This window comes from Cylindrospermum sp. FACHB-282, from assembly GCF_014697195.1.
GTDB lineage: Bacteria > Cyanobacteriota > Cyanobacteriia > Cyanobacteriales > Nostocaceae > Cylindrospermum.
Genome location: NZ_JACJRJ010000001.1, coordinates 162,841 through 176,679 on the forward strand (window position 1 = coordinate 162,841; position 13,839 = coordinate 176,679).

The window sequence follows — 13,839 nt, forward strand, 5'->3', positions numbered from 1 at the left end:
ATGCTGTATCTTAACTGACGAAAATATTTGCTAACCATAGTAATATCACGGTTTCATGGTGAATAATCTAATTCCTATGAACAGGGAAAGAGCAATATTGGTTAAGGGTGCTTATTTTGCCAAAATAAGGGGCTATAAAAGACCATTATCGGTATTTTACTTGAGTTTCAGCTAGAAATTTTAGCGAGCGTTCCGATGTAAAATATTCTCATGGTGAGCTAGGGATTGACTACAAGTATTGCCGAGTCTAAATCCTGGATGAAAGCGATTGGCTGAGAACCTAGTACCTTTATAAGTGGAAATTTTTATAGTCCAGAACCTAGGAACATTCAAAATGAATATCAAAAATGGATTTGTCGGTACGATTGGTAACACTCCGCTGATTCGCTTAAACAGCTTTAGCGAAGAAACAGGATGCGAAATTCTCGCAAAAGCTGAATTTCTCAATCCCGGTGGTTCCGTCAAAGACCGCGCAGCACTTTACATCATCGAAGACGCAGAAAAAAAAGGTTTACTCAAACCCGGTGGTACAGTCGTCGAAGGTACTGCTGGTAATACGGGCATTGGACTGGCGCATATTTGCAACGCCAAAGGCTATAAATGCCTGATTATTATCCCTGATACCCAGTCACAAGAAAAGATAGATGCACTGACGACTTTAGGGGCAGAAGTCCGTCCTGTACCTGCTGTACCCTACAAAGACCCCAACAACTACGTTAAGCTATCGGGCAGAATAGCAGCTGAGTTGGACAATGCCATTTGGGCAAATCAGTTTGATAATTTAGCCAATCGTCTCGCCCACTTTGAAACCACAGGCCCAGAAATTTGGGCACAGACCAAGGGTAAAATTGACGCTTGGGTGGCGTCCACTGGCACGGGTGGTACTTATGCTGGTGTGGCTTTGTACTTGAAAACGCAAAATCCGGGGGTTAAATGCGTTGTTGCTGATCCCTTGGGTAGTGGTCTATATAGCTATATCAAAACTGGTGAAATCAATATAGAAGGCAGTTCTATCACCGAAGGTATCGGTAATAGTCGCGTCACAGCCAATATGGAAGGCGCACCTGCTGATGATGCTATTCAAGTTGATGACAAAGAAGCTTTGCGGGTTGTGTACCAGCTACTGCGGCAAGATGGGCTGTTGATGGGCGGTTCGACGGGTATTAATGTGGGTGCTGCTGTTGCTTTAGCGAAGCAGTTGGGCCCAGGACACACTATCGTTACCATATTGTGTGATAGTGGTTCCCGGTATCAGTCACGGATATTTAACCGCGAATGGCTAGCCTCAAAGGGACTATCAGTAGATTAGTCAGTCACGGGGTTCCAATTCAAGGTTCAAAAATTGGATTTTGAATTTTGACTTGATTTGCGTCCTGTGTGGTTTGTGAAAAAATGTCAGACACAACTCAACCATCCAATTCGCCAACAACAGATCAAATTAGTTCTTCTAGATGCTTGCGGGTGTGCCAATATCGCGCCTGTAAAAGCCAAGGTGCAGCATCCGTATTAGCAGCTTTTCAGGCTTTACCAGTTCCTGATGTGACAGTCATATCTAGTGGCTGTTTGGCTCAATGTGGCAATGGGCCAATGGTGTTAGTGTTACCAGATAAGGTTTGGTATAGCAGTGTTAAGCCTGAAGAAGTACCACTATTGGTAGAACAACATTTATTAGGTGGACAAAGAGTCAAACAGATGCTTTATTATCGGTTTCATCCCCAGGGATAAAGCCGATTGAAAATATATAAAGTCTGAATTTTGTTGACTGAAGTGAGGAAACCGATGGACATTCAGCAGCTACGTCAATCATTGAAAATGAAGTGGCTGATTTACTACGAGCAAAATCGTTCCTGGTTGGTCAAAATGCAAGTTTGGGGCACCTATGATGGTCTGCGGCGTCCTCTGTCTGGTTATATTTTGGCGACTCTGTCGGTTTTGGAACCACAGTTTGAGCAGATACTTTCTTTTATCCTGGATTTGAATAACAATCCTGATCAGATAGTCGCTGCTTTAGGTCTTAACTTTAATCCTGATGAAGAGTTACATTTACTAACCTCAGAGCCTTCTGTGGCTACGAACCAGATTGAAAGTGAGTCTCCTGCTAAGGTGCTTCTTGAAGATCAAGCAGTATCACAGGTTAATCTTCAGTCTCCAGTAAAAAAGCCATTGACTGGGCTATCACGGGGACAAAAATCATTTTCATTCAAAATCACTACCGGGGTCGAACATCAGCGTCAACCCGGATCATCGGTTGCGGTCGCGACCCTGGTTAATCGCGAATCTCCAGCAAAGACGTTAGTTTCTCAGAAGCTACCTTCTAGGAGTTTACGGGAGCCTCCACCTGTGCGATCGCTAATCATAGCCACAGAATTTCCTAGTAAAACTAAAACTCTGCCAAGTCTGGCAATATCCACCGATACTCCTCGTAAAAGCAAAACTCTGCCAACTCTAGCAATGGTCACGGAGGTTCCTAGTAAAACTAAAACTCTGCCAACTCTAGTATTTACCGAATTTACTAGCAATGAGAAATTTGTGAAGATGCCAGTTAAAGATATTCTCAGCAAAGAGTATATATCAGTTAGTACTAATGCCCGGAGTCTGGCTTCTTGGGTAGATGAGTGTTGTCAGGGTAGGGGATGGGATCGAGAGTTAGTCCTAAGCTGACAATTTTCTAGACAAAGCTATAGATATGTTGACTTCTGTCAATATATTTTAGTTGAAAAAATCAAATACTCGATATATAATTCCCATGTCCCAAATATTGAATAAGACTGTTGCTGACGCGAAAACCAAGCAACGATAGTGATAGTCTTTTTGAGAATCTAAAAAAAAGAAAGATGGCGTTGGGCTACAGCGTGTAAGTCTACTGAGGGATAACCGCTCCCATGCTCCCGTTGAAGTAGAAAGTAAAGTCTAGCTTTGTCTAGGTTTTATATAGCAGGAAGCTATGGCGAGGAAATTTTGAGCTAAAGGTAAGGTAAATTGTAGAGGCGTTGTCTGTAACGTCTCTACATTACTAGTGTTGGGGCTAACTAGGGATATTCGTGGGAAACAAACGGGACTGCTACTATTTCCCCCTCGGTTTCTCCGACTTGGACTTTTAAGCCAATACCACCTGCTTTGCTGCGGATGTAACCTAACCCAAAGTAACCCTCGGCGGTTTCTGTGTAACTGGTGAGTTTACCAATTTTTTCATCCCCGATGGTAATCACGCTTCCTACTTCAACGGAACCACGGAGATGGATACCCCAAAGATATTGTTTTACACCTTTATATGTGTTTAACCGAGCGATGGTTTCTTGTCCGATATAGCAACCTTTATTAAAAGAGATTGTCTGCCATAAACCAGCTTCTAGGGGATTGTAATCATCTGTCAGTTCTAAATCTGGGGCTGGGCGTCCTTGTATGATTCGTAGTACATCCCAAGCGCGATCGCTCAATTCTACCGCCCCTAATTCTAAAATTTGACTCCACACCTTGTCTTTCACAGCAGCGGGAAGAATTAGCGTATATCCAGGGGAAGCCAAGCCGCTACCGACAGCAACTAGAACTCCCTGATCAACTAGCAAATGATTACCGTAGGATTGTCCGATAATTGCCCCAGCACCCAGCTTTTCGATCAGAGCATCACTTCCTGGCCCAATTAGGCTGAAGGTTGCAGTTTCATTGGTGACATCGGTCAATTGCACCTTATCGGCAAAGAAGATATAACGATCTAGCCATTCCAAGAGAATCTCACGGCGGTTAGGTGAAACCAGCAACAACACCCCATCATCTAGAACATAGGCACTCGCCAAGTCAATCGTGCGGGCGGTGGATGTCACCATCACAGTATCACAGCCTTCCCCTGGTTTGAGACGTTGGAAATCGTTAGTAGTTTGGTTGTGTAAAAAACGAAGACGATCATCATCAGAAACACGGATGCGCCCCCAATGGGAGCGATCGCACACAGCAACCCTTTCTTTCGCTGCTTGGATAGCGGCTAGGTCTTTACCGTTAATTGCAGATGTTGGCATAGTGATAACCTTGGAAATCTTCACAAATAAGGGTTTACAGCTTCAACATTTTTCTTTACTAGGGGTACAGAAGACTATAATTTTTTGCATCTGTCAAACTCAGGATATATGATTAACTATTTGATTTTGCCGTCAACTTCTAACTGCATACGTCAAAGTAAAGATGTAAAAATCAATTATTTGGTGTTAAATGTTGAATAAAGCCCAGATTTGTTGACTAGAATCAGCAAAATCCTTTATTTATCCATTGTGGCCCAATTCTTGTTGGAGTGAATGTGAATACTATGTTTCTTCGTAAAAATCTTTTTTGGTTGCCAAGTTTAGCTGCGATCGCAGTACTAGGTAGCGGTTTATCCGCAGATGCCCAAACGGTAGACAAGGTGAGCAATCAGCCATTAACTGAGCCGACTAGCCAGTTGACTGCGGAACCAGAAACTCAAAACCCAAATCCGCCCACAGTATCTACTGTGGCTGGAGTCCAGCAGTTTCCTGATATAGCTACAAAAACAACTCCCAGTCTCATAGCCACACCAGTTCCGGGCACAGTAGCAACCTCATCAGCAGCACTAACTTCTGGGTATACAAACCCTACTTCTCAGTCATCTGCACCCCAAGTAGCGCAACCGCAAAAAGTGGCCCAATCGGATATTGATGTAGGTAGAGCTACCCGTGGAGGCAGAAGCTATATCGGTGTTGCTGGCAACATTGGTTTGAGTGGCGGTGACTCAGCCTTGGGTGATGGTAACTTCACAGTCATCAGCAAGGTTGGTCTGACCAATGCTATATCGGTGCGGCCATCGGCAATATTGGCGGACAATACTACAATACTCATTCCCATCACCTATGACCTTTCCTTGCGGCAGGGAGGAGATGTATTTAATGAACCGCTACCTATTGCTCCTTACGTAGGAGTAGGTGCAGCCATTAAAACTGGCGACAATTCCCAAGTTGCCTTCTTAGTAAGTGGTGGTATCGATGTACCTCTAAATGCACAATTTACGGCAACTGCTGCTGTGAATGCCGGATTTTTTGATAAAACCGATGTCGGTTTATTGTTAGGAGTCGGTTATAACTTCACCGGCTTTTAGAATTTTTAAGTTTTGAGTTTTGGGTTAGCAATTTCTAACTCAGAACTCAGAACTTAGGAGAAATTATATTGTATGGACAATATAAATCAAACCTGTATAAAAAATAGCGAATTGCAATTAATGTGTCGGAGGGGTGAGAGACCTGTTCTACACTTGAATTTAATTTCAATTCGCTACGAATTTGAGAAATACTCTATTTAAAACTTTCTATTTAGGGCTAACTTTATCAATCACCTTAATTTTGCCATCGTCTCCTACTGTCCAAACATCATAGACACCGACGACGTCACCATTAGCATCAACATCTACGTTGCCGCTAGCACCTTGGTAGTTAATCTTTTTGCCTTCTTTGAGCAATTTTAGTCCTTCACAAACATCAGTCACTTCTGTGCCAGGGCCATCGGCTACTTCACGAATTTTGTTAGCTATGCCAACCCCTGTATTTTCTTTAGCGGCTTGGGCTGCCAATGTCAATAAAGCGGCAGCATCCCAAGCTTGAGGAGCATATTCTCCTGGTACACCGCCTTTTTTCTCTTGCCATAGCTTGTTGAAAGCTGCTAATGCTTTACCATCAGAACCTGGTACTGTCCCAATCGCACCAGATAAAATATATTTGCCATCACTACCTTTGCCTACTTGGTCAGGGAAAGTTGGCGCCTTCACCCCATCTGTGAGCAAAATTTGTACTCCTTTAGTCACACCTTGCTGGTAGGCAGCTTTGAGGAATAGACTACCAGTTTCGGCATACATCACAGCTAGCACTGCTTCCGGTTTACCTGCAAAAGCAGCAGTGGCTTCGGTGTCAAATGTCTGGGCTTTGGGATCGTACCGAATAGGCTTGTCTTTATTAACTACGGTTCCCCCCAATTTTTCAAAAGTTTGCACAAATGCTTTTTCAAAGCCGACACCATAGTCGTTGTTAATCACAACTGTGGAAACTCGCTTAAAACCTTTTTTCTTCGCAAGTTGGGCTAAGGCTAGGGCTTGGTAGGTATCTGGGGGAGCAGTACGCGCCCAAAAGCCTTTAAAGTCACCTTTTTGTGCTTTTTCGGTAAATACGGGACTGGTGCTACCAGGAGAAACCAGCATGACTTTATTCGGGGTGGCAACTGAGACTGCGGCTGTAGAAACGCTGCTGGCAAAGGAACCAACTACACCAGCGACTTTATCCAAGGTTGCCAGTTTAGTCATACCAGCTGCACCGGCTTTGGGGTCGGTTTGGTCGTCTACTTGTACTAAGGTGACTGGTTGACCATTCACTCCACCGCAAGCGTTGACGGTATCGACGAGCAAGGGGACAGAACCTGACATCTGCTGTCCGATGGAAGCTAAGTCGCCTGTTGTTGGTAACAAACTGCCAATTTTCAGCCCTTTGGCACTGCTGGCTGTGGTCGTTGAGTTGGCTGCTGGGGTGGCGGTACTGCTGTTGTTGGCGGCGCTATCAGGTGGGTTGGGACTTGGGCAACCTGCTAATAGAAAACCACTGGCGATGGTACTTACACTCAGTGCTAAGGCAATATTAACTCTTGGCATAGATTACTTTCACTCTTCTGAATATTCAGGAGCTTGAAAATCAAGATTAAAAGCTAAACTTTCGATTTAGCTTGAATCCTATCCAGGCTCCAAAGCATAAATGATATCATCCCTCTCAGGGAGTATAATTCTTTAGCTGAATATTCATATTTATTTACACACACAGGGAAGATTATGTGTCTCAATAAATGGAAAACGGAGAGGGAGGGATTCGAACCCTCGGTACGGAGTTGCCTGCCGTACAACAGATTAGCAATCTGCCGCTTTCGACCACTCAGCCACCTCTCCAGGTCATGAAAAATAACTTTAGCAGATTTTTTTGGGGTAGTCAATAGTCGTTTGTCAGTTGTTTTTCCGATTTACCACTAACTACTGACCACTGACCACTGACCACTGACCAAATTAAAGAACTTGCGATCGCATCCAAGCAACTGGCAAAGTGCCAAACTTTTTCCATTGGGGGACGTAGGCACGTTGAGTGAACACATCGTAATCGTTGCGCTCAATCACATCCAAAATCTGTCCATAGAGCATTCCAGCTGCCCACACGGGCCAGCGGGCATCAGGTGCTAGGTAAGAGATGCCCTGTTCTGCCTTTTTATAGAATTGGTGTGCCCTGTCAATTTGAAAGCGCATCAGCGATCGCCAGCGCTGATCTACCACTCCTTTAAAGAAGTCTTGCTCGGTGTAGTTGAATCGTGCCAAGTCTTCTAGGGGAATGTAGATCCGCCCCCGCCGTGCATCCTCTCCTACATCCCGAAGAATGTTAGTGAGTTGATTGGCAATTCCCAAAGCGATCGCTTCTTGTGTGGGAACATAAGGTTGTTTTTTCTGATGCCACGGTGCTGTATGTATGGTATTGTCCACGCCCATAACCGTTGTTGACATCAAGCCGACAGTGCCAGCGACTCGGTAACAGTAGAGGTATAGCTCCTCAAAGGTTTCATAGCGACTGCGATATAAGTCCATCTGCTGACCGGCGATCATATCCCGAAAGGGCTGAATATCTATCGGAAAGCGTTGGAGAGTATCTACTAAGGCAACATCGTAATTTTCTAATGGGCGTCCCGCAAAAATAGATTCCAGCTGCTGCTCCCATAGATCTAGGGTTTCTGGCGTGGTAATAGCAGATGCGGGCCCATCTACTAATTCATCTGTGCGGCGACACCAAGCGTAAATTGCCCAAATAGATTGACGTTTTACCGGACTCATCAGCAAAGTACCCAGGTAAAAAGTCTTGGCATACTTGGCTGTGAGATGCCGACAAAGTTTGTAGGACTCGTCTACAGAGACCAGCGTTTTCATGCGCTCTTTGGAATCAGGCAGTTGCAGCATTCGTTGCGGGCGGTCGGGTGAGCGTTTGCAGGTTTGAGGTATTTCCTACCGGTAGTGCTTCAGATATCGCCTGCGCTGTCAGCTTACCAGAAAGTACGGCACCTTCCATACTAGCTAGGTAGCGTTGCATGGTGTAATCCCCAGTTAAATAAAAGTTAGCAATGGGGGTAACTTGTGTGGGACGGTGCTGTTGACGACCAGGGGTCGCTGTGTAAACTGAACGTGGCGTTTTCACCACATGATATTTCAGCAATTTTGCTGGATTGTCTGCCCCAAAGTGGTCGGGGAAGAGTTTTTCCAACTCGGCAAGAGTTGCATTCACAATCTCTTCATCGGATTTGGAAATCCAATCCTTTGCTGGTGCGAGAACTAATTCCAGCATTGAGCGTTCTGGGTTAGCGTATTCGCGGCAGGTATTGCTCATATCAGCATAAACGCTGAGGAGGGAAGATCGCGAAAATAGCAAGTGGTCAATTTTTGTCAATTTCCGGTCAAACCACAGATGTACGTTAATTACAGGCACACCTTCCAACCCTTCTAGCTGTTGGAAAAACTCCATTTGCTTCCAAGGTGCTGGCAACATGACCTTTAAGGGGTCAACGGGCATGGCAGATACATATAAATCAGCTGTGAAAACTTCATCTTCTGCCCCATTGTGCCCCCGCAGCGAGAATCCTTTCACCGTACCGTCAGCGTTTAGCAAAAACTCTTTCAAAGGCGCGTTTAGTCGCACTTCTCCACCGCCTTTGGTGATGTAATCTACTATTGGCTGACATAACCGCTCAGTTGGGGAACCATCCAAGAAAGCCATTTGTGAGCCTTTTTTTTCTTGGAGGAAGCGGTTGAGGGCAGTTAATAGGATCGTGGCAGAAATTTCATCGGGGCCGATGAAGTTCAGCGACTTAGCCATGGCAATAAAGACTTCCTTATTCACCCTTTCTGGAATATTTTGCTTACGCAGCCACTCTGTCCAAGAGTATTTGTCCATTTCTTCGACATACTTTTGCCCTTGAAGCATCGCCGGTATTAACCCGATACCAAAGCGAATTTTTTCCGGCCATGTCAGCATATCGTTGTTTCTCAAAATTGCCGCTACACCATTGAGAGGTGCTGGCAAATCTGGAAAATCGAAGCGGCTGTAGGTGCCTGGTGCATCGGGCTGGTTGAAGATCATTGTGTGTTCTTTCCACTGCAACCGATCTTCAATGTCCAGTTCTTTGAATAGCTGCAACATATTGGGATATGCCCCAAAAAAGATGTGCAGACCCGTTTCGTACCAGTCTCCATCAGAGTCTTTCCACGCTGCCACTTTGCCGCCCAGTACGTCCCGGCGTTCCAAGACAATGGGAGTGTGACCTGCGTCTGTGAGATATTTCGCGCAGGAAAGTCCTGCTAGCCCAGCACCCGCGATCGCTACTCGCATTTAAACTTACTGCCCTTTAATATTTCTTTGTCGTTTTGTCGTTCTCATTATACGTTGCAATCCGTTACATTTGACGGTGATTGTGCGCTCGCTTCGCTCCATCGCTTCTGTAGCTATTGCCAAAATTGACTCCTAACCTAGCCTAGCCTAGTCTCCAGCTACGGCTTCTGCTATGCAGGTTTCAGCCCAATATGGTAGGACTGATTTTTGTTTGAGCTAAAAAATATTTATTACCACCGCCAACAGCACAACCTCAGTACTATGAGTGTGTTTAATTTTCAGGAAATGCCTACAGTCTTTCTCAAGAGGGATGTTAATTCCCATATTTATCTTTAATATTGCGTATTTACACGGTGCCGATTTGGCGCTAATTGCGTGGGTGATTGCGAAAATTTAGCACCACCTAAAAAAAAATCAATTCTCAAGTAAGCAATGATTAATAACTACCTCCGAAAGATTTATTTACTTATTTACTGATAACAAGTTATGATGATCCCTGCTGGGTTTATCAGCATTTATATCCAAAAATCATAGTGGTTTCCTGTGGCATCAAGAAAATCATTCGGATTTTGTTTTTAGACAACCTTCTTTACCAAAGATAGATTCACATTTTTTAGAAAGTGTGCGTTTACGATAAAATTAACCAGACTATGTTATTGATTGGACTTCTTTGGATTACATCCTGGATTGGTGCTATGTTGTCCTTTGGGCAAAACTTACCACCAAGTTTGACAACAAAAGTCTTGCTGACAAAAGGCTCGGCCAGTTTAGGTAAATTGGTAAATCAGCATCGTCCATTTTTCGTACTGCCGAACCACCAAGTAGATACTTGGCAGACAACGTTACTACCCACTAGGTTTTGGAGAAAAGATTGGGGGAGTGAGGAGTCACAAAGGAACCCGATAAACCTACAAAATTCTACTGTGACCAAGGTAAAAGATAGTAAACAACAATTTTGCTCTGTTGTGCCAGAAATTGTAGTAGAACAACCCAGCTTTAACACAGCTAGCAATTTGCTAGCGCCGACATTGATTCAATCTAGTTCTACTCAGGAACATTTTTTCCCCCAAAAAATTCTGCGATCGCTACAATTTTTCTTCCGCTTCACCAATCCTGTTGAGCAAAGTTTTACCTCTGCTTCCTTACCAGTAGCCGTTGTTAACCGAGATGAACAGAACTTTGAAGTTTGGGTAAATAACCGCAAAATTGCGAATTTACCTAACGAAATTGCCGCCCAGTCGATAAAACAACGCTTAACCCAACTAGTAAATTCGCCCAATTTAGATGCTACGCAATTACGACCTGCCTTAGTTAACCGGATACCTGCCTTAATGCTGGGTAATCGCTTTTTGTTTAGCATTGATCAACAAATCTCTCGCAAAATCGAACGGAGTAGCGATTTGTTAGCGATTGAATGGGTTAATAATTTGCGTGTGGCTTTAAATGTACCAGCCCTCACACTTTTGCAAGGGCAGATAGCAATGTATGGCTTGCACCCTTCACAAACAAAATTTTCTGGTGTTGCTTCTTGGTATGGTGACTATTTTCATGGTCGCTTAACAGCGAACGGTGAGACATATAACCAAAATGAACTCACAGTAGCCCATCGTTCCCTACCTTTTAACACTTACTTACAGGTGACGAATTTGCAAACAGGCAAAGCTGTAATTGTGCGCGTCAATGATCGCGGCCCCTACATTCCACTTAGAAGCATCGATTTGTCACGGGAAGCAGCTCGCTGTCTCGGTAGCGAAATTACTGGAGTCGTACCCTATGAAGCGGTGATTTTGCAACCTAATGCCCCCAAAACGATCTTGGATTCTTCTAGCCTGGCCAATAAACCAGCTAAGGAACTGAGATTAGTTTCAGACTTTTGAGTCATTTGTGATCGCTCATGGCTAAATAATGTCAATATTGCCATGAGTTGACAACCGCAGGTAAGACATTATGCCAGCATTGCAGCAGTTACAGCGCTTTGGGAATCACCTGATTCTCGGTATTTCCGGTACTACCTTAAGTGATGACGATAAACGGGCCCTTAGTGAACTAAAGCCGATTGGGGTGATATTCTTCGCTAAAAACTTTCTAGATGGCACCCCATATCAGGTATGGCTGGAAAGCTTTAAGCAGTTAATCGACCAAATCCGCCAATATGCCGAACGTGACTCCATGTTCATCACGTTAGATCATGAAGGTGGCAGGGTTGTGCGGACACCGTTACCGATTACCCGCTTCCCCTATGCTTATTTGTTGGGAACTTACGCGCGGGAGGTAGCAAAAGCCACGGCTGTAGAACTTAAGTCATTGGGTATCAACCTATCCTGGGCACCTGTCGCCGATATTTTTTCCCATCCCCAAAACCCCATCATTGGGCCTCGCGCCTTTGGTACTACCCCGGAAACTGCTAGCCAAGGTGCCCGTGAGTACTTCCTCGGACTTCAGGAATCGGGAATATTGGGGTGCGCCAAGCACTTTCCTGGACATGGAGACACTACCAAGGATTCTCACATTGAGTTACCAACACTCAATCTAACTTTAGAAGACTTGCGAAATCGGGAACTTATCCCCTTCAAAGCGCTAATTGAGGCGAAAGTACCTTTGATTATGACAGCCCATATCTTGTTTCCCAAGATAGATGCTGATGTGCCGGCGACACTCTCCCAGCCTATTTTGCATAATATTCTCCGGCAGGAACTGGGGTTTGAGGGTGTGGTGGTGTCTGACGACTTGGATATGAAAGCTGTTTCTGAGATGTTTATCCAACCTGGGACTGTGGCGCGGGCATTTCGTGCAGGTTGTGATTTATTTATAGTATCTCGCAATATCAATTCATCATCGATTGAGCGTACCTATCAGATAGCTGAAGATTTCGCTGATTCTCTCAAGTTAGGTAGTCTTGATGAATCGGTGGTGGAAGCAGCTAAGGGGAGAATTGAGAAATTACTGGCGGTAACTCCGCAGTATCCAGTGTATCAGCTTGACAAGGAGACTTTAGCGCGAAATGCACAATTAGCGATCGCTTCGGGCGGGGCGTAGCTGTTCCCTTGTTGTTTTGAAGGTAGTTGAAGATTTTAACGCAGAGGGGCGCTGAGGGAAGCGCAAAGGTACGCGGAGTTTTTGCTTCAAAATCGAGTTACAAATTACCAGAATCTTGAATGTGTCCACAATGCTTACAGTACAGCAACCCTTTGTATGTCAGTTCGTGACAGTTTTGGCATTCAAGGTATTGATCATAACCGCAGTGTGGACAGTAAACATCATTTGGCTGAATTTTTTTGGCACACCTGATACAGCGTGATTTTTGTACTCTACTAACTGCCTGGAGTTTAGCATTAAAGACAATTTTTTGAAAAAAGGTGATTATTCCAAAGCCAATCAGGGGAATCAGCAAAATATAAATATAGCTGACTAGGAAAAGTAAACCGCCAAAAAGAGCGCTAATAATATCAAAGAAGAATTTAAATATTACGCCGATTTGCAGAAATTCAAAGATTTTGAGAATTAGCGGGATAAAAAAGATAACTAGCAAATGCCAGCTAATTAGCGCGATGAGTCCATATCTTCTTCTTTGAGCAAAGTTGTGAATTAATAAAGCTATCAAAATCAACGGTAGAAGAAAGATAGACTGAAAGCCAAGTTGGATACTTGGATACCAAAATGACGCTTGCTTATAGCCTTTTTCTAGTTCACTAAATTTATTATCATCCTTAATAAAGGTTATAAAAGCACCACTTTCTGGTTTGGCAAGGAGTTTATTTTTAAGATTAGTATTTTCCTGTTTTAGGGTAGAAATTTGGCGGTTATTTTGTGCTAATTCCTGTTTGGCGTTCTCAGCACTGACTTGATTAATCGATTGTTCACGAGGCTGTCCGGCAATTTTTTCTAAGAGTGTTGAGTCATATTTGGCTTGAATATTACGATTGGTTTGTTCAAGAGTACTGATTTTGTCTTGTTTTTGGGCAATAGTTTTGATGATTTGCTGATTTTCAGGATTGTTAATCTTATCTTTGTATTCGGCATATTTTAAGCATATTTCAGAAACCTTACCCAGATTTATTTCTTCATATTGTTGATAGGTTTGCTGAAGACTGGTTTGATTGTTTGTTTGATATTCTAATGAAAAATTGACAATTTCATAGTCTTTATCTTTAGTGGTTTTCGTCCGGTAATTTTCCCAATCGGAATAACAGGGATAAGCTTGAGTCGGGCTGATATGCCATTGGCTAATATCATCAAGTCCTATAAAAACATGGTACAAGATAAAAATATCAATCACAATAATGACAATCAAACTCACTTTATTTAGTGGTTCATTGTTGATTTTATTGGATTTACTAAATAATTGACTCAAGGATCTGCGTATTTTGGCAAACATCTTTTTTTAAATACGGAGCAATTTAATCTGAATTGATTTTAGATCAATATGGTTTCATCAATGCAAAAAAGC

General features: G+C 43.6%; 11 protein-coding genes and 1 tRNA gene. 6 read left to right on the forward strand and 6 right to left on the reverse strand.

What is annotated here, in order from left to right:
• Positions 1–334 precede the first annotated feature (334 nt).
• From H6G32_RS00720 to H6G32_RS00730, 3 genes are all read left to right on the forward strand, one after another.
• Positions 335–1,309 carry a cysteine synthase A gene (locus H6G32_RS00720; protein WP_190453337.1) on the forward strand — a complete coding sequence of 325 codons (975 nt, stop codon included), beginning with the start codon at positions 335–337 and terminating at the stop codon, positions 1,307–1,309.
• A gap of 83 nt (positions 1,310–1,392) precedes the next feature.
• Complete coding sequence (locus H6G32_RS00725) at positions 1,393–1,725, forward strand: (2Fe-2S) ferredoxin domain-containing protein (protein WP_190453339.1); 333 nt, start codon at positions 1,393–1,395, stop codon at positions 1,723–1,725.
• Between the two features lie 54 nt (positions 1,726–1,779).
• Positions 1,780–2,661: a DUF5331 domain-containing protein gene (locus H6G32_RS00730; protein ID WP_190453341.1), complete on the forward strand. Its 882-nt coding sequence runs from the start codon at positions 1,780–1,782 to the stop codon at positions 2,659–2,661.
• 368 nt (positions 2,662–3,029) lie between these two features.
• On the opposite strand, the gene ygfZ is transcribed toward H6G32_RS00730, so the two are convergent.
• On the reverse strand, positions 3,030–4,013 hold the full coding sequence (gene ygfZ / locus H6G32_RS00735; protein ID WP_190453343.1) for a CAF17-like 4Fe-4S cluster assembly/insertion protein YgfZ: 984 nt from the start codon (positions 4,011–4,013) through the stop codon (positions 3,030–3,032).
• 284 nt (positions 4,014–4,297) lie between these two features.
• Here ygfZ and H6G32_RS00740 point away from each other — a divergent pair, with 284 nt between their 5' ends.
• Positions 4,298–5,101 (forward strand): hypothetical protein, encoded by an 804-nt coding sequence (locus H6G32_RS00740; RefSeq protein WP_190453345.1) that lies wholly within the window; start codon positions 4,298–4,300, stop codon positions 5,099–5,101.
• A gap of 207 nt (positions 5,102–5,308) precedes the next feature.
• On the opposite strand, the gene H6G32_RS00745 is transcribed toward H6G32_RS00740, so the two are convergent.
• The 4 genes from H6G32_RS00745 to pds form a co-directional block, all read right to left on the reverse strand.
• Positions 5,309–6,634 (reverse strand): ABC transporter substrate-binding protein, encoded by a 1,326-nt coding sequence (locus tag H6G32_RS00745; RefSeq protein WP_190453347.1) that lies wholly within the window; start codon positions 6,632–6,634, stop codon positions 5,309–5,311.
• 196 nt (positions 6,635–6,830) lie between these two features.
• Positions 6,831–6,922 (reverse strand) — tRNA-Ser (locus H6G32_RS00750).
• Between the two features lie 114 nt (positions 6,923–7,036).
• Positions 7,037–7,969, reverse strand: coding sequence for a 15-cis-phytoene synthase CrtB (crtB, locus tag H6G32_RS00755; protein ID WP_190453350.1), 933 nt, complete (start codon positions 7,967–7,969; stop codon positions 7,037–7,039).
• A complete protein-coding gene (gene pds / locus H6G32_RS00760) occupies positions 7,953–9,392 on the reverse strand; it encodes a 15-cis-phytoene desaturase (RefSeq protein ID WP_190453352.1) in 1,440 nt (479 codons plus the stop codon). The genes crtB and pds overlap by 17 nt, the downstream gene beginning before the upstream one ends.
• 650 nt (positions 9,393–10,042) lie before the next feature.
• Between pds and H6G32_RS00765 the strand changes: the two genes are divergently transcribed.
• Positions 10,043–11,269 carry a septal ring lytic transglycosylase RlpA family protein gene (locus tag H6G32_RS00765; protein WP_190453354.1) on the forward strand — a complete coding sequence of 409 codons (1,227 nt, stop codon included), beginning with the start codon at positions 10,043–10,045 and terminating at the stop codon, positions 11,267–11,269.
• Positions 11,270–11,339: 70 nt separating this feature from the next.
• Positions 11,340–12,428, forward strand: a complete 1,089-nt coding sequence (gene nagZ / locus H6G32_RS00770) for a beta-N-acetylhexosaminidase (protein WP_190453355.1) — start codon at positions 11,340–11,342, stop codon at positions 12,426–12,428.
• Positions 12,429–12,525: 97 nt separating this feature from the next.
• Here nagZ and H6G32_RS00775 read toward each other — a convergent pair whose 3' ends face one another.
• Positions 12,526–13,767 carry a zinc-ribbon domain-containing protein gene (locus H6G32_RS00775; protein ID WP_190453357.1) on the reverse strand — a complete coding sequence of 414 codons (1,242 nt, stop codon included), beginning with the start codon at positions 13,765–13,767 and terminating at the stop codon, positions 12,526–12,528.
• Positions 13,768–13,839 lie beyond the last annotated feature (72 nt).